The sequence below is a fragment of the Bradyrhizobium sp. sGM-13 genome, from assembly GCF_018398875.1.
Taxonomy (GTDB): Bacteria; Pseudomonadota; Alphaproteobacteria; order Rhizobiales; family Xanthobacteraceae; genus Bradyrhizobium.
On the sequence record NZ_JAGWDK010000020.1, the window covers coordinates 101543 to 124568 of the forward strand.

Sequence of the window (23026 nt, forward strand, 5' to 3'; positions counted from 1 at the left end):
GCGAATGTTCACTCCGCCGGTTCCGGCACCGTGTCCTGCGACGCCGCGGACGCCGTCTCCGGCACGAGCAGCCCGCAGATCTCGTCGAGCAAGCCGGCATCCCTCAGGATCGTGAAGTGGTTGTCTCCGACGACGCCGCGGTCAATGGCATCAGGCAGTTGCATCTCCAACCGATCGCGCTGCGTCAGGCGGCCCGGCGTCCACCAGCACAATGGCCTGGTTGCAAGACGGCGCGGCGGCGCGGCATTCTGCGTCAGGCTCTTGAGGTGCCGGCCTACTGCGAAGGCTGCTGACAGGTCGTCGACGCCGAGCAGTGTGTCGTCCGTCGATGCTCCCTCCCCCAATATCCGTGCGACCAGACGCCGGACGCTCTCGGATGTCTCCGGCATGCCTGCGGCCTTCGCTTCCTCCACATGCGAGCTGATACGAACGGCTGCGGCATGCGGAAGGACGGCCGACAGCAATCCCGCGAGATCATCGGCCCAGTGGGCTGCTGCTGCCTGCCGCTCCGATCCGCCGTGCTGCCGCAGCACAAAACTGTCGACCATCAGGAGACAATCGACGCGTTCACCGCACCGTTCGAGTTCGGCTGCAACAAGCGTGACGAGTAGGCCTCCGAGCGACCAGCCGATCAAACTATAGGGACCGTTTGGCTGAAGCTGCCTGATCTCGCTCGCATAGTCCGCCGCCATCGCGTCGAGCGACCGATCGCTCCACGAACTGTCGACCAGCATTCTGGACTGCAGCCCGATCACCTGTCGCCGTCCTTCGAGGCGGCGCGCCAGCGGCCCATAATCGAAAACAGTGCCGAAGCCACCATGTACAGAGAATACCGGATGCGCTCCGTGAACCGCGGCATTCAGCGGCAGCAGCGCTGTCGGCGGCGGCGCAGCGGCGGGCGCCGGGGAAGCATTGTCCGCGAGCAGCGCGCGGATCGTGGGCTTCTGCAGGAGATCGCGCAGCTTGATCTCGATGCCAAACGTCTTGTCCTGCCGCAGCCGGGCCACGACCTTCAGGCTGAGAATCGAATTGCCGCCGAGCTCGAAGAAATTATCGGTGACGCCGACCTGCGGCAGCTTGAGAATGTCGGCCCACAGCCGCGCCATCGCCGTTTCGGCCGGCCCTTGCGGCGCAACGAAGCTTCGCCCAGCCGAGTCGGGAGCCGGCAGCGCGCGCCGGTCAACCTTGCCGCTCGACAACACCGGCAGCCGCTCAAGCACCATGATCCGCGCCGGCACCATATAAACAGGCAAGGTGTGCTTCAGGAATGAGGTCAATCTGCCGACCAGAGCCTCGGCAGCGTCTCCCGCTGCGTTCATTGCCGCCTTCGGCGCGACATAGGCCACGAGTTGGTTTCCGGCTGCGCCCGCTAGCGCCACTACGGCGGCCTGTTCGATCTCCTCGTGACGAAGCAGAGAGGTCTGGATCTCTCCAAGCTCGATCCGGAAGCCGTTGACCTTGACCTGGTCGTCGCTGCGGCCGAGATATTCGACGGTACCGTCCTCGCGCCAACGCGCCAGGTCACCGGTCCGGTATAGCCGCCCGCCCGGCACCGCGGAGAATGGATCGGGCACGAAACGCTCGGCAGTCATGCCGGCCTTGCCGTGATAGCCGCGCGCCAGTCCGAAGCCGCCAAGATAGAGCTCGCCCGCGACACCGGCGGGAATGATATTGAGCGAACTATCGAGGATGTAGGCGCGGCGGTCACCGACCGGCAGACCGATCGGTGCATAAGGCGTCTCGCATTCGCCAGTGCCATCGACCTTCCAGACCAGCGGCGTAACGACGGTTTCGGTCGGACCGTAACCGTTGATCAGGATCCGCGGCTTCAGAACGCGCCTGACCTTGTCGAAGCCCGCTTTCGGCATCGCCTCGCCACCGAACGAGTAGAGCTTGACCGGTGGCGGATTGCCCGCCTGCTCGACCGCCTCCGCGACCTGCTGCAGATAGGCCGGCGGCAATCCGATATGGCTGACACGATGTGCGTGCAGGTTCTCGACCGTCTGCGCCGGCGTCCACAATTCGGCGTCCCGCATCAAGAGACGCGCGCCGTGCGACAACACCGTCAGCCAGCGTTCATGGGCGCCATCGAAGGCCAGCGACAGGAAATGCAGTTCGCACGAGCTCTCGTCGATCTCGTAAAGCCGGCCCGTGACGTGACAGTGCATCGCGAGCGGCCCATGGGCGACGGCCACGCCCTTTGGCGTTCCTGTCGAGCCGGACGTGTAGATCAGATAAGCGAGGTTCTCGGGATGCAGCTCCGGTTGCGGCGCATGGTCCGGCCCGGCATCGAAATCAAATGTCGAAAGGGAGATTCTCTCGACACGATCCAAGCCTTCCCGGACATCGAGTTGTCCGGTTAGCAAGAACGATGTCCCGGCATCGCGCATGACAAAGGCGCGCCGCTCGGCCGGAATCTCCGGATCGAGCGGAACGTAGGCCCCGCCCGCCTTCAGGACGGCCAGCAGCGCGACCATAGTAGCCTCGGTTCGCTCGACTACGACACCAACGCGCTGCTCAGGCTTCAGCCCACGACCGATCAGGTGATGGGCAAGACGGTTGGCTCTGGTATCGAGCGCCCCGAACGAGAGCGCTTTGCCGCCGATGGTAAGCGCCGTCCATTCCGGATGACGCCGCGCGTGGATGCTGATCGACTCGTGAACCAGCGGCAATGCGACCGCTGATGTCCCATGGCGATTACAGTTTTTGGCGAGCGCGGCGTCGACCGCCGTGACCGGATCGAGACTGCCAAGCAACGCCGTCCCGTCGCGCGTCAGCGCCTCAAGGAGATGCTCGAACTGCGCCTTGATCCGCCCCGCCTGTGCCGCCGTAAAATGGCTCGGCATATAGGTGTACTCGACCTGAAGCGTGTCCTCGACGAGTACCGACAGGTCCATCGGATAGTTCGTCACGTCGACATTCCTGAGGCCGCCGAACTGCAGCGAGCCATCGCCCCGGTGCATGCTCCGCTCGATCGGATAGTTTTCGAACACGATGATGCTGTCGAACATGGCCTGCCCGGCGCGGCCGGCCCAGCTCTGGATATCGTAGAGCGGCGTATGCTCGTAATCGCGGAGCGCCGAATTGCGATCCTGAAGCGCCCGCAGCCATTCTCCGACCGTGCTCGCGGACGGTGGCGTTTCAATCACGGGCAGCGTGTTGATGAACAGCCCGAGCATCTGCTGCGATCCGTCGAGACTGGCCGGGCGGCCGGCAACCGTAACCCCGAACGTCACGGTCTGCTGGCCGGTATAGCGTAGCAGCAGCAACGCCCATATGCCTTGAATGACGGTATTAATCGTGATCCGCTCACGACGCGCGAATGCTTTCAGCTCCGCGGTCGCCGACTCTCCGAGTCGCGTGTAGCAGCGCTCGTGGCCGGATGCATCATGGCGGCGAGCACCGAAAGCGTCCGCCAGTTGCGTCGGCTCTTCGAAGCTCTTGAGCTGTTCGTGCCAGAAACGTTCGGCAGCCTTGGCGTCCTGCGCCAGCAGCCAGGCGATATAGTCGCGGTAACGCGTCGGGTTCGCCGCGGGCGCGCCGCCATAATAGCATTCCAGCACTTCCCCGACGAACCTTGCCGAACTCCATCCGTCCATCAGGATGTGATGATAGGTCCAGATCAGGCGGTAGAGATCGTCTTCGAGGCGCAGTAGCCGCACGCGCTGCAACGGCGGTGTCGAGAGATCGAACTCGGCGGCGCGTTCGCCGGCAAGCGCCGCCGCAATCCGATCCTCATTGATGGTTTGCCCGCGCCAGTCCTCCTGTTCGAACGGCGCGACGGCGTCGCGATAGACGGCTTGCAGCGGAGACCCGGCAAGCTCGCGCCACAGGAATCCGGTCCGAAGCATCTGATGGTGTGCGGTCATCTCGCGCCATGATCTCCCGAGACGCTCCGCATCAAGTCCGCGGATTTCAACACTGACCTGGTTGATGTAGACGCCGCTGCCGGCATCGCGCAGGCTGTGGAACAGCATGCCCTGCTGCATCGGCGATAGCGGGTAGACGTCCTCGATGCGGCTCCAGTCGAGATCGAGCCGATCGAGCTGTTCGCTGGTCAAACTCGAAAGTGAGCCACGCGCCGATGCCGGAGTGTCATTGTTCGGGCTGACGTCGCGGGACAACGCGGCCAGCGCTTCGATCGTCTGGTGCCGGAAGACATCGCGCGGCTCGATAGATACGCCTTCGCGGCGGGCGCGGCTCACCATCTGCAGCGAGATGATCGAGTCGCCGCCGAGCTCGAAGAAATTGTCGGTGACGCCGATACTGGGTTGGCGCAGCAGATCGGCCCAGATCGCGGCAAGCGCTACTTCGACCGGCGTGCGCGGTGCCACGTGCTCGGTTGATGTCGCAAGCTGGTCCGAGGCGGGCAGCGCCTTGCGATCGATCTTGCCGTTCGGTGTCAGCGGCAGCCGGTCCAGCACCACGATCCGCACTGGGACCATGTAGTCCGGCAGCGCCGACGACAGCGCCGTCTTGAGCGTGGCCGCATCCAGCGACGCAGCGCCGTTGACATAGCCGACGAGCTGGCGGGCAGCGCCAATTTCGCGCGCCACCACCACCGCCGCGCGCACGCCATCCTGCGCCAAGAGCCGCGCCTCGATCTCGCCGAGCTCGATCCGAAAACCGCGGATCTTCACCTGGTGATCGGCGCGGCCGATATATTCGATCACCCCGTCGGCGCGCCACCGCGCTATGTCGCCGGTGCGGTACAACCGCGCGCCTGATGTGCCGAACGGATCGGGGATGAAGCGCTCCGCGCTCAGCGCACCACGCCGCCAGTAGCCGCGCGCAAGGCCTGCGCCGCCGATATAGAGCTCACCCGCGACGCCAACCGGCGCCAGGTTGAGGTCGTTATCCAAAATATGCAGCGTGGTGTTGCCGATAGGGCCGCCCAAAACTGGACGGTCGTCCTCGGCATCCAGGCGGTGGCGGGCTGACCACACCGTGGTCTCGGTCGGGCCGTACAGGTTCCAGACTTCGCCGGCCTGCGCCACCAGCCGCCGCGCCAGATCCGGCGGCAAGGCCTCGCCGCCGCACAGCACGCGACAGCTCGCGGGGAGCGACGGGCCGTCATGGTCGAGCAGCATCCGCCAGGTGGACGGCGTCGCCTGGATCATGGTGACGCCGTGCTTGACCACCATGGCCTTGAGCCGCGACGGATCATGCGCCGCGGCGCGATCGGCCAGCACCACGCATGCCCCGCGCGTGAGTGGCAGCCACAATTCCAGCACCGCGATGTCGAACGACAGCGAGGTCAGGCCGAGCACGCGATCCTTGGCCGTCATCCCCGGCTGCTCCGCCATCGTCGCCAGAAAGTTCGTCACCGCGTCATGGCGGACCATCACGCCCTTGGGCAGGCCGGTCGAGCCCGAGGTGTAGATCACATAGGCTAGGCTTTCGGGGTGGACGGCGACGCCGAGATTCGCCGCATCATCGCTCTCGCCACCTCCGTGCTGCTGCTCGTCGAGCAACCACGCCTCGGCGTCGGTCTCCTCCAGCACGGGCGCAAACTGCTCCAGCAGCGTCCGTTGCGTCAGCACCAGCGCAGCGCCGCTGTCGCGCAGCATGTGCGCCAGCCGCTCCGCCGGGTAATCCGGATCGAGCGGCAGATAGGCCCCACCCGCCTTCAACACCGCAAGCAGCGCGAACATCATCTCGACACCGCGGTCGAGCGCCAACCCCACCACCACGTCGGTTCGAACGCCGCGATCGCGCAGCCGCCGCGCCAGCCGATTGGCGCGCGCGTTCAACGCGGCATAGCTCAATGTCTCATTGCCAAACACCAGCGCAACAGCGTCCGGAGATTGATCGACCTGCGCCTCGAACTGCTCGACAATTCCGCGGCCCGGCGCGGCGCAGCGCGTGTCGTTTGCCCGGGAGAGCAGCGCATCATCAATGGGATCGCTGGCCGCGATCATGCCGACAGGCCGATCGGCATCGATACTCAACGCCTCCATCAACCGCACAAAGGCGCGCTGCAGCCGCGCGATCTGCGCCTCATCAAAATGCCTGCGCTGATAGTTGAAGACCAGCCGCAATCGCTCATCGAGACCTACGCTGGCGAACAGCGGATAGTTGCTGGTCTCGACGATCCTGGTCTCGCCGACACGGATCTGTCCATCTTTCCCCATCAGCGCGTGGTCGACCGGGTAATTCTCAAACACCAGGATGCTGTCGAACAGCGGCCGCCCGGGACGTCCCGCCAGGCGCTGGATCTCGTAGAGCGGCGTCCAACCGTATTCGCGCAAGGTCAGATTGCGATCCTGCAAGTGACGCAGCCATGCGCCGACTTTCTGCTGCGGACCGACGTCGTCGATAACAGGCAAGGTGTTGATGAACAGGCCCACCATGTCCTCGGCGCCGGCCAATTCCGGCGGCCTGCCCGATACGGTGACGCCGAAGCAAACCGTTCCCTGCCCTGTATGTTGCCGTAACAGTTGCGCCCAAGCCGCCTGCACCAGCGTGTTCAGCGTCACACGCTCGCGTGCAGCAAATTGTTGCAGGCGTTCAGTCACGGCAACATCCAGCTCCATCGCGAGCATACCGTGACCGGGCGCTTCCGCGTCGGCATGTTCGGTCGAGCCTCCTGCCAGGAAGCTCGGTTCTTCCAGCTTTGCCATGGCATTGCGCCAGAACGCCGCCGATGCATCTCGGTCCCGGCTCTGCAGCCAACCGATGTAGTCGCGATAGCGGCGCTGCAATGCAGGCAACCGGCGGTCACCATTGTGCTGCATCACCTCGGCGATCAACCGCGCCGAGCTCCATCCGTCGAGAAGAATGTGATGGTGCGTCCAGATCAGCCAATGACGATCTTCTCCGAGCCGGATCAGCCGCACCCGCTGCAGCGGCGGCTTCGACAGGTCGAACCCCTCCACCCGTTCGCGCAGCGAAACATCGGCCAGCGCAGCGTCCAAGTGGGACGGCTCGAACGCTGCGGCCCGCGCGCGCCAATCTTCTTCAACGAACGGCACGTCAGCCCGACGATAGACGATCTGTTGCGGCGAGCCTGCCAGGTCACGCCAGACGAAACCAGTTCTCAGCACCGCATGGCGATCGCTGACCGCCTGCCAGGCGCGATGGAGCTTTCCGGCATCGAGACCGCGCACTTCCGCGGCAACCTGGTTGACGTAAAGCCCGCTCTCGCCGTCGTGCATGGCATGGAACAGCATGCCCTGCTGCATCGGCGATAACGGATAGATGTCCTCGATCTCTCGCCAGTCCAACTCCAGCCTGTCGAGATCGGCTTGGCTAAGCCCTGACAGCGCCACATCCGACGGCGTCACGCCGCAGGCGCCGCTGGTGCAGTGATCGACCAGTTCGCGCAGCGCCACCTGGTACAATCCAGCCAGTCGCTCGATCGTCTCGCGCCGGTAGCGCTTGCGACCGAAGCCGAACGAGAGCCGCAACTGGCCGTCGCGCACGGTGCCGTTCACGCTGAGCCAGCGCCGCAACGGGCTCGATGCGTCACGCGAGGCACCCGCGCTTTCCGATGCCATGGCAAACAATGCCGCGCCTTCAACGCCGCCGTCGATCTGGCCGAGATAGTTGAAGACAATCTTCGGCTCGGCAATGTCAGCCAGTGCCGCGCGCTGCTCTTCGGAGCCGAGATAGCGCAATACGCCATAACCGAGTCCCCGGCCGGGAATGCCGCGAAGTTCCTCCTTCACGGTCTTGATGAGTGACGAGGGATCCTCTGACCCGCCAGCCAGCCGCACGGGAAAGGCGGTGGTGAACCAGCCGACGGTGCGTGAAATATCGAGGTCGCCGAACAGGTCCTCGCGGCCGTGGCCTTCCAGCTCGACCAGTACATCGTCCCGTCCGCTCCATTGCCAGATAGCGCGTGCAAGGCCGGCGAGAAGAAGATCGTTGATCTGTGTGCGATAGGCGGATGGCGCATCCGTCAGCAGGCGCTGCGTCAATTCCCGTTCGAACGTGAGCAAAACTTCATCGGCATCGGCGATATAGTCGGTGCCGCCATGATCGTCGTCATAAGGAATATCCACATTCGCACGGCGATCGACCCAATAGGACAGTTCAGTCGCCAGTTCGAGCGACCTTACATAATCTTGCAGCCGCTTCCCCCACACGGCATAGGCATGGCTCTTCGCCGGAAGCGCAACCGCCGCGCCGCCGTTCACTAGCTGCGCGTAGGCGGCGGCGACGTCTTCCAGCAGGATCCGCCACGACACGCCGTCGACCACCAGATGATGGATCACGATCAGCAGACGCTGAGTGCCATCGGCGACGTCGATCCCGACCGCCCGCAGCAGCGGTCCCCTCGATATCGAAAGACTTGCCTGCACTGATGCCGCCAACGCCGTCACGGCTTCGCCGTCGGCCGCCCTTCGTATCCAAAGCAAATCGCCGGCGGCGGGTGCGGCGCCATGCTCCGCGCGCCACCTTCCTTCGGCCTCCTCGAAGCGAAGCCGCAGCGCGTCATGATGATCGACCACGGCCGCTAGCGCGCGCCGCATCATTTCCCAATCGAGACGATCCCTCGGCCGCAGCAGCACCGCCTGGTTCCAGTGATCGCGCTTTCCCGCGTCCTCTGCAAAGAACCGCGCCTGGATCGGCAGCAACGAATGCGGGCCGGTGACCTGCCCCTGATCGGCGAGCGCTTCGCTGCGCTGCTCGGCACGCGCTGCCAGCGCCAGCGCTTCGAGCGTCTGATGCTGAAACACATCGCGCGGTTCGATCAGGTAACCGGCGCGGCGGGCCCGGCTTACCATCTGCAGCGAGATGATCGAATCGCCGCCGAGCTCGAAGAAATTGTCGGCGAGGCCGACGGCAGGACGGCCGAGCAGTTCGACCCAGATCGCCGCGAGCGCAAGTTCAGCCGGCGTGTTCGGAGCCTGATACCCAGCGCCGGTGTACGCCAAGTCGGGCGCCGGAAGCGCCTGGCGGTCGACCTTGCCGTTCGGCGCCAGCGGCAGCCGCTCCAGCACTGCGATCCGCGACGGCACCATGTAATCAGGCAGAACGGCCGACAGCGCCGTCCGCAGGACCTGTTCCTCCAGCTCACGCGCGCCACTGACGTATCCGATGAGTTGGCGGCCCAATCCAGCCTCGCGCGCCACCACGACCGCAGCGCGGACACCGGGCTGCTCCAGCAGCCGTGCCTCGATCTCGCCAAGCTCGATGCGGAATCCGCGGATCTTGATCTGGTGATCGGACCGCCCGACATATTCGATCGCGCCATCGGCACGCCAACGCACCAAATCACCCGTTCGATATAGCCGCGCGCCAGGGCCGCCGAAGGGATCGGGTAGGAAGCGTTCCGCCGTCAGCGCCTGGTGTCGCCAGTAGCCCCGCGCCAGCCCTGCTCCGCCAATGAACAACTCACCGGTCACGCCGGCCGGGATCATGTTCAGGTCGTTATCGAGGATCCGAATGACCGTACCCGGAATCGGCCGTCCGATCGGCACCCGCGCCGCGCCATCGTCGCGACAATTCCAGAACGTGGCATTGATCAAGGCTTCAGTCGGACCGTAGCGGTTATCGAAGCGCACATTGGGAAACGCTGCGAGCACACGCGCCTTCAATTCCGCCGACAAGGCTTCGCCGCCGGAAAACAGGCGCTTGAGGCTGACGCAGCGTTTCGCTTCGGGCTCGGCAACAAAATGCTCGAGCATCTGCGGCACGAAATGCAACGTCGTCACGTCGTGGGCGATGATGGCATCGACCATCAGCCGCGGCTCCCGATGCGCGCCCGGCGCTGCGACCGCAATCCGTGCGCCGGTCGCGAGCGGCCACAGGATCTCCCAGACCGAGACGTCGAAGCTGAACGGCGTTTTCTGCAGCAAGGTCTCGCCGGCATCGAGGCAGTATTCCGCCTGCATCCAGCCAAGCCGCGCGGCCAGCGCACCGTGCGTGCACGCCACGCCCTTGGGCATGCCCGTCGATCCCGACGTGTACATCACATAGGCCAGGCTGTCGGCATGAAGCGCTACGTCGAGATTGCGGACCGGCCCTCCGGTCGGTGCCCTAGTCTCTTCATCGATGGGCCAGGCCTCGACGGCAGCTTCCGCGATCACAGGCGCAAGGCGCTCCGCTAACCGGCCTTGCGTCAAGACCAGCGCGGCTCCGCTATCGCGCAGCATGTGCAGAAGACGGTCCGGCGGATAGTCAGGATCGAGCGGCAGATAGGCTCCGCCGGCTTTCAGCACGGCGAGAACCCCGACAATCAACTCGACGCTGCGCTCCAGTGCGAGCCCGACCAACCGGTCGCGGCCGATGCCGTGGGCCTGCAACCGCCGCGCCAGACGATTGGCGCGAGCGTTCAGCTCCTCATAGCTGACCTGCTGGTCGCCAAATACCAACGCAATCGCGGATGGCGAAGCAGCCGCACGAGCCTCGATCTGAGCGACGATACTATTTCCAACATTCGGCGCCTTGGCAAAGCCACCGCTCCAGCCGAGCATCTTACGCGTCTCATCGGCATTGAGCCCGCTGAGCTCACCCAGCGGTCGGGAGGCATCCGCGACGATCTCGGCAAGGAGCCGCGACAGCGTGAGCTGCAGATATCTGATCTGGTCTTCATCGAACCGGGCTCGGTCGTAGCGGAAGCCGAGATTGATGCCGTCGGTCTTGGCGAACACCGCCACCGTGAGCGCATAGTTGGTAATCGAGACCTGCTCGACCCGTCCGAAGCGGCGACCGCTTTCGTTCTCGCCGCGCAAGGCCTGATCGATCGGATAGTTCTCGAACACCAGGATATTGTCGAACAGCGGCCGGCCGGATCGTCCGGCGAGGCGCTGGATCTCGTAGAGCGGCATCCAGCCGTGATCGCGCAAATCGATGTTGCGTTCCTGCAGGTCCCGCAGCCATGCACTGACATGAGTTTGCGGGTTTGCCCGATCCACAACCGGCAGGGTGTTGATGAACAGGCCCACCATTTCCTCGGACCCGCCGATCTCTGCCGGCCTGCCCGACACCGTCGCGCCGAAGCAGACCACCCGCTGGCCAGTATGACGACGCAACAACTGCGCCCATGCGCCCTGCAACAGGGTGTTCAGCGTGACGCGTTCGCGCTTTGTAAATGCCTGCAGCTTGGCCGTCAGATCGGCAGTGAGAAGCAGATCGAGCGAACCATGGCCGGACGCACCGGTGGATGCAGGTCCTCCCAGCGTATCCGCCAGGAAACTTGGCTCATCGAGCTCCGACAATGCTGACCGCCAGAACGTCGCCGCCGCGTCACGGTCCTGCCGTTGCAGCCAGGCGATGTAGTCGCGGTAGCGGCCCTGCACTGCGGGCAAACGATGGCCGCGTTCGTGTTGCAGTATCTCGGCCACCAGCCGCGCCGAACTCCAGCCGTCCAGCAGGATATGATGATGCGTCCAGATCAGCCAGTAACGGCTTTCGTCAAGCCGGATCAGCCGCACGCGCTGCAACGGCGCCTGCGACAGGTCGAATCCCCTAGCGCGCTCGGCCTGCGACGCCTTCGCCAGCGCCGCCTCGAATTCACCGCGGTCCATGGCTGCGGCCTGCTCGCGCCAGTCTTCTTCCACGAATGGCAGCGTCACATGGCGATATACGACTTGCTGTGCCGCGCCTGACAGTTCGCGCCAGGCAAAGCCGGTCCGCAGCACAGCGTGGCGCGCGCTCACCTGGTGCCAGGCTGCGCGTAACCGGCCGGCATCGAGGCCTCGCACTTCGAGACCGACCTGGTTGACGTAATTGCCGCTTTCTCCGTCGCGCAGCGCATGGAAAAGCATGCCCTGCTGCATCGGCGACAGCGGATAGATGTCCTCGATGTCGCGGCAATCGATCGCCGCGCCCAGGCGATCGAGATCGGCTTGGCTCAAATTCGACAATGCGAAGTCCGACGGCGTGATGCCGCGCGCGCCGCTTGTGCAATGGTCGACGAGTTCTCTCAGCGCCGCGGCATAATGCTCTGCGAGGCGTTCGATCCTGGCTCGCCGGTAACGCCTGCGGCCGTAGCTGAACGACAGCCGTAGCTGGCCTTCCCGCACCTGGCCGTTGATGCTCAGCCAGCGGCCAAGCGGCGCGCTGTCGCTGCGCGACGGCCCGGCGCTCTCAGGAGCGATCCTGAACGGTGTGCCCTCACCTACGCTGGAATCAAACTGGCCGAGATAGTTGAAAACGATGCGTGGCTCGGGCAGCGCGGCGAGCGCATTGCGCTGCGCCTCGGTGCCGAGATGGCGCAATACGCCGAAGCCCAACCCGCGGGAGGGGATCGCCCGAAGCTCTTCTTTAACGGATTTGATCAGGGAAGCATCATCGCCGGAGCCGCCCGGCAAGCGCACCGGGAAGGCGATGGTGAACCAGCCGACCGTGCGGGAAATGTCTACCCCGGCAAAAATGTCCTCGCGGCCGTGTCCTTCGAGCTCGACGACAACGTCCTCAATTCCACTCCAGCGCGATACCGCCCGCGCCAATCCCGCCAGCAGCAGATCGTTGACCTGGGTTCGGTAGGCGGACGGCGCTTCCTTGAGCAGCCGCGTCGTCAGCCCGGCATCGAATGCCAGCAGGAGTTCCTCGCCCTCGGCAACCCGGTCGACGCCATCATGATCGTCATCGCAGGGCAGATCGGCGCGCGATCCCCGTTCGAGCCAATAGGGCAATTCGGCAGACAGCCCTTCGGTGCCGCTATATGCCTGCAACCGCGCGCCCCAGGATGCATAGGATTGGCTCCTCGCCAGCGCGATCGACGCTGCGCCTTGCTGAAACTGCCCGTAAGCCGCAGCAAAGTCTTCGAGCAGCACCCGCCATGATACGCCGTCGATGACGAGATGGTGCACCACGATGAGAAGCCGCTGGCTGCCGTCGGCGAGATCCATGCCGACCACGCGCAACAGTGGACCTGCCAGCAACAGGCTCGCCTGGGCGGCAGAAGCGACGGCCGTCACCTCGGCTGCATCGCGGATGCCGCTCCGAATCCAAAAAAACTCCGAAGTTGCCGGTGCGGCGCCATAAGTTGCGCGCCAAGCGCCATCGACTTCCTTGAAGCTAAGACGCAAGGCGTCGTGATGCGCGACAACGGCGGCGACCGCGCGCTCAACGCTCGCCCAATCCAGCGGCGATTTCGGTGCCAGCAGGACGGCCTGATTCCAGTGATGACGTTTGCCGGCATCCTCGCTGAAGAAACGCGCCTGGATCGGCAACAGCGGATGTTCGCTGCCCTCGAGATCTTCTTCGGGCGCCTCTTCCACCGACCGTTCAATGCGCGCGGCCCGCGCCAGCTTCTGCAAGGTCTGGTGCCGAAAAACATCGCGCGGTTCGATCACGAGGCCCGCCCGCCGGGCGCGACCGACCAGTTGCAGCGAGATGATGGAATCGCCGCCGAGTTCGAAGAAATTGTCGTCAACCCCAATGAGCGGCTGGCCAAGCAGCTCGGCCCAGATCGCGGCAAGCGTCGCCTCGGTCGCGGTGCGCGGCGCGACACGTCCGGCCGCAGTAGCTTGCACATCGGGCGCCGGCAGCGCTTCGCGGTCCACCTTGCCGTGCGCGGTGAGCGGCAGCCGCTCAAGCTTCACGATACGGGTCGGCACCATGTAATCGGGCAGTTCGTCCGAAATAGCCGTGCGCATTGCCGCTTCATCGAACGCGCCTTCGCCGGCGACATAGCCGACCAGTTGGCTGGTTACGCCGGCTTCGCGCGCAACGACCACCGCCGATCGCACGCCCGGCTGGCGCATCAGCCACGCCTCGATCTCGCCGAGTTCGATCCGGAAGCCGCGGATTTTCACCTGGTGATCGGAGCGCCCGACATACTCGATCACGCCATCGGGGCGCCATCTCGCCAGATCGCCGGTGCGATACAGCCGCGCGCCGGGCGCACCAAAGGGATCGGGAATGAATCTCTCGGCCGTCAGTCCGGCGCGCCGCCAATAGCCTCGCGCCAGTCCCTCGCCGCCAATGAACAATTCGCCGGTCACGCCGACCGGCACAATGTTCAGGTCCCTATCCAGAATATAAGCCGAGCGGCGTCCCACAGGACGGCCGATGGGCGCATAGTTGCCCTCGATCTCCTCGCTGGCATCGACCTTCCAGACCAGCGGCGTCACGACGGTTTCAGTCGGGCCGTAGCCGTTGATCAATGTCCGCGGCTTGAGCGCGCGCTTGACCTTGTCGAAGCCTGCCTTCGGCATGGCCTCGCCACCGAACGAGTAAAGCCCGACCGGCGGCGGATCGCCGCGCCACGCCGCAAAGTCGGCGAGCTGCTGCAAATAGGCCGGCGGAAAGCCGGCGTTGGTGACGCGCTGCTCGCGCAGAACGTCGAGCGTCTGTTCTGCCGACCAAAGGTTCTCGCCGCGCATCACGAGCGCCGCGCCGCAGGTCAGCGCCGTCCAGAGCCGCTCATGGGCGCCGTCGAACGTAAAGGACAGGAAGTGCAGTTCGCGCGAGTGCCGGTCCATGTCGTAGAGTCCGGCGGTCACCTCGCAATGCATCGCAAACGGCCCGTGCTCGACGGCTACTCCCTTCGGGATGCCGGTGGAGCCCGAGGTGTAGATCACATAGGCAAGGCTTGTTGCTTCGACGGCAATGCCGGGATCGCTCTCCGGCTCTCGGCCGAGATCGTTGGCGTCGAGCGGGATAGCCGCGATCCCTGACGGAAGCGCAGTGAGTGCCGAGCCTTCCAAATCAACCAGCACGAAGCGCACGCCGGCGTCGTGCATGGTTCCGACCTGTCGCTTTGCCGGATGCTCGGGATCGAGCGGCAGATAGGCCGCGCCGGTCTTCAATATGGCCAGCAGGGCTGCAACGAGCGACGGCGACCGCCGTGCCGAGATGCCGACCAGATCGGCAGGACTGACGCCCAAGCGGATCAGGCGATGTGCCAACCGATTGGCGCGACGATCAAGCTCGGCATAAGAGATCACGTCGTCGCCAAAGATGAGCGCCGGCGCGTCGGGCGTATCCGCCGCCAGCCGCGCGACCGTTTGATGCACCGGCGTAAACGGCGCGTCCATCCCGGCTCCCGCGCCGTTCCACTCGCGCAGCGTGGCCAATTCCTGCGCGGAAAGCAGTGCCATGCCGGCGACCGACTGCGTGCCGTCCTGAACCATCGTGTTCAGGATAGTGATCCAATGCGACGCAAGGCGTTCGATCGTCGCCGGCTCGAACAGCGCGGTCGCATAGGTAAAGATCGCGCGGATCTCCCCTGCCGGTCCCTCTTCGCTGTCGAGCGCCAGGTCGAACTTGACCGTGTCGACTTCGGCATCGAGCTTCTCGATCTGCAGGCCGGTGCGGTCGGACGGATTGCCCGACTGGCGCCGGCGCTGATGATTGTAGAGCACCTGAAAGAGCGGGTTCTGGCTCAGGCTGCGCTTGGGCTGCAGGATTTCCAGCAACCGCTCGAACGGAAGGTCCTGGTTCTCCTGCGCTTCGATCGTGGCCGAATGGACCGCTGCAATGAAGTCAGCGATCGCCGCGCGACCATCGAGCTGCGTGCGTAGCACCTGGGTGTTGACGAACAGCCCGATCACGCCGTGCGTCTCGTCGCGGTGGCGATTGGCGACCGGCACGCCGACGCTGATGTCGGACTGGCCGGTGTAGCGATAAAGCAGCAGTTTGAAGCTCGCCAGCAGGACGACGAACAGCGTGGTCTGATGCCGGCGCGCCAGCGCGCGCAAGCCCTCGGCGAGCGCCGGATCGAGCGCCATGCGGAGCGCGGCGCCGGCGAGATCAGGAACTGCCGGCCGCGCCCGATCGATTGGAAGCTGCAGCACCGCCGGATCCTTTAAGCGCGCCGTCCAGTAATTGACCTGGCGCTCGCCATCGACAGCGCTCATCCAGAGCCGCTGCCAACAGGCATAGTCGGCATATTCAATATCGGGCTCCGGCAAAGCCGGCGCCTCGCCGCCTGCGAATGCCGCGTACAAGCGCCAGAACTCGTCGACCAGCACGCCCATCGACCAGCCATCGGCCACGATGTGATGCAGGCTGACGACAAGGAAATGGTCGTCTTCCTCCAGCCTCAGCAACGCGGCGCGCATGAGCGGGCCGGCTTCGAGATCGAACGGCAGCGATGCTTCCTGCCGCGCCAGCAGATATGCCTGCTGCTCGCGGTCATCGCCATCGAGCGATACATGCCGCAACGTGAACGGTTGCGGGTCGAGCACGACCTGCTCGGCTTCCTTGCCCTGCTGCCGGAACACCGTACGAAGCGCGCTGTGACGGGCGACCAGCGCATCGAAGGCCTGCTGCAGGGCGTGCCGTTGAAGCTGCCCTCGCACCCGCACTGTCGCCGATATGTTGTAGGCGGCGCTATCCGGATCCATCCGCCACAAGAACCAGAGGCGCGATTGCGCAAAGGAAAGCGGCGTCCGCGTTCGCTCCTGGCGCGCAATCGGCAGCATGGCGAGATTGACGCCCTTCGCCGCGAGCTGCGTCAGGAACGCTTGTTGCTTGCTGGTCTCAAGGCGCATCAAGCGTCGTGAGATGTCACGAAGCTGCTGCTTCTGCGTCGCGGCGATATCATTCATCGGAAAGTTCGACTTCCTTCAACATGTCGAGCATCGCGGCGATGTCGTCGCCGCGCTTATCGACCTGAATCTCCGGGGCAAGCGCAGCGGCCATCGTCTCGATGGTCGTCATTTCAAACAGGCGGTTCAGCGGCAGGTCATGGCCGAGATCGCGCTTGATGCGGCTGACGAGCTGGACGGCGGTGAGAGAGTCGCCGCCGAGCTCGAAGAAATTATCGGTGACGCCGATATTGGGCTGGCGCATCAGGTCGGCCCAGATCGCGGCCAGCGCCGCTTCCACCGGCGTACGCGGCGCCACGTGCTCGGTTGATGTCGCGAACTGGTCCGGCGCCGGCAGCGCCTTGCGGTCGATCTTGCCGTTCGGTGTCAGGGGCAGCCGGTCCAGCACCACGACCCTTGCCGGCACCATGTAGTCCGGCAATGCCGACGACAGCGCGGGCTTGAGAGCTGTCCCGTCCAACGACGTTTCACCGCTGACATAGCCGACGAGCTGGCGGGCAGCGCCAATCTCGCGCGCCACCACCACCGCCGAGCGCACGCCATCCTGCTCCAACAGCCGCGCCTCGATCTCGCCGAGCTCGATCCGAAAACCGCGGATCTTCACCTGGTGGTCGGCGCGGCCGATATACTCGATCACCCCATCGGCGCGCCATCGCGCCACGTCGCCGGTGCGGTACAGCCGCGCCCCTGGCGGGCCGAACGGATCGGGGATGAAGCGTTCCGCGCTCAGCGCGCCGCGCTGCCAGTAGCCGCGTGCAAGTCCTGCACCGCCGATATAGAGCTCGCCCGCAACGCCGACCGGCGCGAGATTGAGGTCGTTGTCCAAAATATGCAGCGTGGTGTTGCCGATCGGGCCGCCCAGAAGCGGACGGTCGTCCTTGGCATCGAGGCGGTGGCGGGCCGACCACACCGTGGTCTCGGTCGGACCATACAGGTTCCAGACCTCGCCGGCCTGCGCCACCAGCCGCCGCGCCAGGTCCGGCGGCAAGGCCTCGCCGCCGCACAGCACGCGGCAGCTTGGGGGCAGTGGTGGGCCGTCATGATCAAGCAGCATCCGCCAAGTCGAGGGCGTCGCCTGGATCAGGGTGACGCCATGCCTGACCACCATGGCCTTGAGGCGCGACGGATCATGCGCCGCGGCGCGATCGGCCAGCACTACGCATGCCCCGAGCGTGAGTGGCAGCCAGAGCTCCAGCACCGCGATGTCGAACGACAACGAGGTCAGGCCGAGCACACGATCCTGGGCCGTCATGCCCGGCCGCTCCGCCATGGTCGCCAAAAAGTTCGTCACCGCGTCATGGCGGACCATCACGCCCTTGGGCAGGCCGGTCGAGCCGGAGGTGTAGATCACATAGGCGAGGCTTTCGGGATGGACGATGACATCAAGATTGCCGCCGTCACCGCCCTCGCCGCTGTCATTCTCGTCGAGCAGCCACGCCTCGGCGCCGGTCTCCTCCAGCACTGGGGCAAACTGTTCCAGCAGCATCCGCTGCGTCAGCACCAGCGCCGCGCCGCTGTCGCGCAGCATGTGCGCCAGCCGCTCTGCCGGGTAATCCGGATCGAGCGGCAGATAGGCCCCGCCCGCCTTCAACACAGCGAGCAGCGCGACCATCATCTCGACGCCGCGCTCCAGCGCCAGCCCCACCACCACGTCGGTTCCGACGCCGCGATCGCGCAGCCGCCGCGCCAGCCGGTTGGCGCGCGCGTTCAACGCGCGATAGCTCAGCTCCTTATCGCCAAACACCAGCGCAACAGCGTCCGGAGATTGATCGACCTGTGCCTCGAACGGTTCGATAAACGAGCGGTCCCGTGGATATTGCGCCTGCGTCCGATTCCACGTCTCCAGCAAAAGCTGGCGCTCTTCGTCAGGCAGAACATCCAGTTGCCGCACCGGAGAGCGAGGCGCGCGCTCCAGCGTCTCCGCCACTTGATCGAGCGCCTGCTGCATCAAGGCGCAGATGCGATCGGCCGAGAGCGGATGGACGACCTGAGCGGTTAACCCGAGCGCATTACCACAATCCTCGACCGCCATCATCAAGGGATAGTTCGTACGCTCTTCGCCGCCGAGCCACTCGACGCCCTGTAGGCCTGCGCCGCCCTGCCCCGTGGACGAAGCCGCCGGCATCGCATTGTGACGGTAGTTCAAGATCGAACTGAACAGGGGTGCGGGCGCGGCGACACCGCTGCATCGCTGCGCGAGCGGCAGCGAGGCATGTTCATGTGCCATCAGCTCGGTCAACCTTGCGTGGGCATGACGAACGCTGTCTTCAACCGCGGTGTCATCGAGATCAAGCCGCAGCGGCAATGTATTGATGAACAGCCCCATGGTGCGGTCGCCGCCGGCGCCCGCATGCATTCGGCCGAACAGAACCGTGCCGAACACGACGCGCTCACGCCCGCTGCTTCGCGCCACCACCTGTCCCCAGGCGAGATGGCAGAGGCTGGCAAGGCTCACCCCCAGCCGCCGTGCCAGAGCGCGGAGCCGTGCATTGAGCTGTTCCGGCAGCGTTCGCCGCGCTTCCGCCACACCGCCACCGTCGCCATGCACGCGATCCAGCCCAAACGGCGTGGTCGGCTCATCGATATCAGAGAGCATGCCTCGGAAGAAGCGCTCGTGCTCCGCGATGGCGGCCGATCCTCGCGACTGCGCCACCAGATTTCGGAACTGATAGGGAGCCGGAAGCTCATGACTACGCCCAGACAATATCTTCTGCACTTCGTCGTGCATCACCTCCAGCGTGGAGTGATCGCCGATCAAATGATGCAGCAACACCAAAAGCAGCCAGCGCTCCTTGCCCGGATCGCGCGCGATTGCAAACCGCAGCAGCGGCGCCTGGCCAAGGTCGATCCGATGGCGGCGCGGGTCGAAACGCCGCGCAAGCTGCTCATGCGCCGGGCTCTCGCGGTCCAGCGCGACCTCGGTGATGACTACAGTAGCCCGCCGCCAAACCACCTGCGCCGGAGCGGATAGCCCCTCCCATGCAATGGACGTGCGGAGAATATCGTGCCGGTCGATGACCTGCTGAACGGCGGCGAGATAACGGTCGATCAAGTCGCGGCTTGCGAACGCCATCTGGCCGATCAGTAAATATGGATCGCCCTGTGCCGACAGCAGATGGTGAAACAGGATGCCATCCTGAAGCGGCGATAGCCCGTAGATGTCCTGGATGTTGGCGATGCCGCCGGGCACGTTGGCCACGATGCTGTCGATGTCGGATTGCTTCAACGCGATCAACGGCAACAGCTCGGGCGTAATCGCCGTCGTCTGCGACGTGATCAGATTGGCCGGAACAGCCGCGCCGACGCCGCCGTTGAGGCTGGCGGCGAAATCGGCGAGCACGGGATTGGCGAACAGCGCGCGTACATCGGCGCTCAGCGAATGCCGCTGCAGGCGTTCCAGCATGCGGACCGCGAGCAGCGAGTGGCCACCCAGTTCAAAGAAGTGATCGTTGCGTCCGATATGATCGACGCCGAGCAGCTCGGTCCAGATCTTTGCGACGATCTCCTCGATCTCGCCCTGCGCCGGCTCGAAACTGCGCCTTGCAAAGGCATCATCCTCCGGCGCAGGCAGCGTCTTGCGATCGACCTTGCCGTTCGGCGTCAGCGGCAGTGTATCCAGGCGTACGAATGCCGACGGCACCATGTAGTCCGGCAAGCGCTCACGGAGGTGATTGCGCATCGCAGCCGCAAATTCACCGGCATCACGCTTCACGCCGTCGTCCTTCGCGGCCACATAGGCGACCAGCCGCGGGTCACCGCTGTGGTCCCGCAGCGCCAGCACCACCGCATCGGTCACGCCGATGTGCTCATTAAGGCGAAACTCGATCTCGCCCAATTCGATGCGGAAGCCGCGGATTTTTACCTGATGATCGTTGCGGCCGAGGAACGCGATGTTGCCATCCGGCAGGTAGCGTCCGAGATCGCCGCTGCGATACATCCGCGCGTTAGCGTCGCTACTGAAGGGGTCGCGCACGAAACGTTCCGCCGTCAGGTCGGTGCGATTGAGATACCCGCGGGCTACTCCTGCCCCGCCGATGTAGATCTCGCCGGTCGGACCGAGCGGAACGGGCGCACCGAAGCTATCAAGCAGATAGATCCGTGTATTGGGAAGCGGACGACCGATCGGGACGACGTCGCCATCAAAGCCGGCCGGCCGCAGCCAACTGGTAGCGCAGACCGTCGTTTCCGTCGGCCCGTAGCCATTGAAGACGGCAACGCCAGGCGGCAGATCCCTGATCAGTTCCGCCTTGGGCAATTCGCCGGCGAGGACGAGCACCCGCAGCGACACCAGCCTGTCGAGATCATTCCGCCCCTGCAGCATGGCCGGCGGCAAGGTCGCGTGCGTAATGGCGTTGTCCGAGAGGAGATCAAGCAGCTCCGACGTATTGCGGTGCTCTCGCGGGCCAACGAGAAACAGCTCGGCCCCCGAGCACAGCGCCATGATAATTTCCCAAGTGCTGGCGTCGAAGCTGAACGAAGCAAACTGCACGATGCGGCTGCGTTGGGAAACGTCAAACAGCGCTCGCTGCGCCAGCGCCAGATTTACCAGGCCGCGATGCTCGACCATCACCCCCTTTGGCCGGCCGGTAGATCCGGAAGTGTAGATGATGTAAGCGAGATGCCGTGACGTAAGTCCCATGACAAGGTCACCGGGATCTGACGCCGACAGACTAGCGACGGTGGCTGCGCTCGCCTCCAGATCGACAATCTTGCACGCCACATTCGCGAAGATTGTGCGTCCGGCATCGTCAACGATCAACAATCCCGGGCTTGCATCCTCGACGATCTGACGCAGCCGCTCCGCCGGATAGGCCGGATCCAGCGGCAGATAAGCGCCGCCCGCCTTCAGCACGGCCAGCAGGCTGACGATCATGGCGATGCCGCGCTCCAGGCAGATCGCGACCGGCTGATCCGGACCGACGCCCAAAGCGATCAGGTGCCGTGCGAGCTGATTGGCCTTCGCATCAAGTTCGCCATAGCTCAGGCGAACGTCCTCATGAACCAGCGCCGTGGTTTCGGACGCGGTTCGGACCTGCTCTGCGAACAGTTCGTGGATGCAGCGCTCCGATGGGAACGGCGCAGCCGTTTCGTTCCATGTGTCCAAAAGGAGCTTGCGTTCCTCCTGGCCGACAATATCGATCCGGTCGACGATTTGATCCGCGTCGATGACCATGGCCCGCAGCAAGACGAGCAGATAGTCCCGGTGACGCTTCATCGTCGCTTCGTCGAACAGTGCCGTTGCATAGTTCAAGGCGCCGACGATGCGGCCGTCCGCTTCGCCCAGATTCAGCTCGAGATCGAACTTGACCTGCTGCAGCGGAATATCGGCAATCTCGGCCTTGAGACCTGGTAACTCAACGATTGCCGCCTCGTTGTTCTGCCAGGCAAACACGACCTGAAAGACCGGCGTATGCTCCAGCCGCCGCGGCGGCTGAACGATCTCGACGAGTTGCTCGAACGGCAGATCCTGATGATCCTGAGCTTCGAGCGCCGCAGCGCGCACGCGGCTGAGCAATTCAGCCACATCAGGCTCTCCCGACAAATCGACGCGGAGCGCCAGCATGTTGACGAAGAAGCCGACCAGGCCTTCGATTTCGCGCCTGTTGCGGTTTGCCGTCGGCGTGCCGATCACAATATCGGTCTGCCCGGAAAGTCTTGATAACACCGCCGCCCAGGCCGCCAGCACCGTCATGAATGCCGTCGCGCGGCGCGACTGGCTGAATAGCCTGATGCGATGCGCAAGCCCGGCGTCGATCTCGATCGGCAATGACGCGCCGGCGAGAGACCTGACCGGCGGCCGCGGCCGGTCTGTCGGCAGTTCGAGCACCGCGGGAGCGCCCGCGAGTGCCTGCCGCCAATAGTCGACCTGCCGCTGCAACCGCTCGCCCGCCAGCCATTGCCGTTGCCAGGCAGCGTAGTCCGGGTACTGAATTGCCAGCGGCGGCAACGGATCGTTTTGGCCCGCTGTGAAGGCTCGGTAAAGCGCGCCAAGCTCGCGCACGAGCACGCCCATCGACCAGCCGTCGGATATGATGTGATGCTGGGTGAGCAGGAACAGATCCTTCTTCTCCGCCGTCCGGATCAGGCGTCCCCGGATCAATGGTCCCGCGGCGAGATCGAACGGCGTATCGGCCTCCTCGCGGCACAAGCGCGCGAGTTCGTGTTCGGCATCCAGGCGTTGCCGCAAATCATGTTCGAGCACCGGCAGGCACGCATCGGCCGGCAGCAGTTCAACGCAAGGCTTTCCATCGACCACGCGGAAGACACTGCGCAGCGCTTCGTGACGCGCAAACAACCGATCAAGGCTGCTACGCCATGCACCGACATCGAGATCACCCGCGAGGCGCAAAGCGCCGCGAATGTGATAGTTGGCGTTGGCGCCATCGAGTTGCGCCAGCAACCAAAGCCGCTGCTGGGCAAAGGACAATTCCAGCGGCCCGCCGCGCGGCACCGCCGGAATCGAGGAGATTCCAACCTTGCTGGCAGTTCGACCGCGATCTCTCGCCAGCGACAGGAGCTTTTTCACCTGTGCGGAATCCAGATCACGCAAACCTGGCTTTGATGGTTCCGCCATG

At 64.8% G+C, this 23026-nt stretch carries 2 protein-coding genes; both read right to left on the minus strand.

Translation table 11 applies throughout. From position 1 onward, the window contains the following. Positions 1–8: 8 nt before the first annotated feature. A complete protein-coding gene (locus tag KJQ96_RS26670; protein ID WP_213289369.1) occupies positions 9–16451 on the minus strand; it encodes a non-ribosomal peptide synthase/polyketide synthase in 16443 nt (5480 codons plus the stop codon). Further along, entirely contained in the window at positions 16444–23025 is a 6582-nt protein-coding gene (locus tag KJQ96_RS26675) for a non-ribosomal peptide synthetase (protein WP_213289370.1), read from the minus strand. Before KJQ96_RS26675 ends, KJQ96_RS26670 begins: the two co-directional genes overlap by 8 nt. Between the last annotated feature and the right edge of the window lies 1 nt (position 23026).

Bases quoted from the DNA above. Each gene is read 5' to 3' on its own strand.
- KJQ96_RS26675 (WP_213289370.1), bottom strand. From the start codon at position 23,025: ATGGCGGAACCATCAAAGCCAGGTTTGCGTGATCTGGATTCCGCACAG.
- KJQ96_RS26670 (WP_213289369.1), bottom strand. From the start codon at position 16,451: ATGAATGATATCGCCGCGACGCAGAAGCAGCAGCTTCGTGACATCTCA.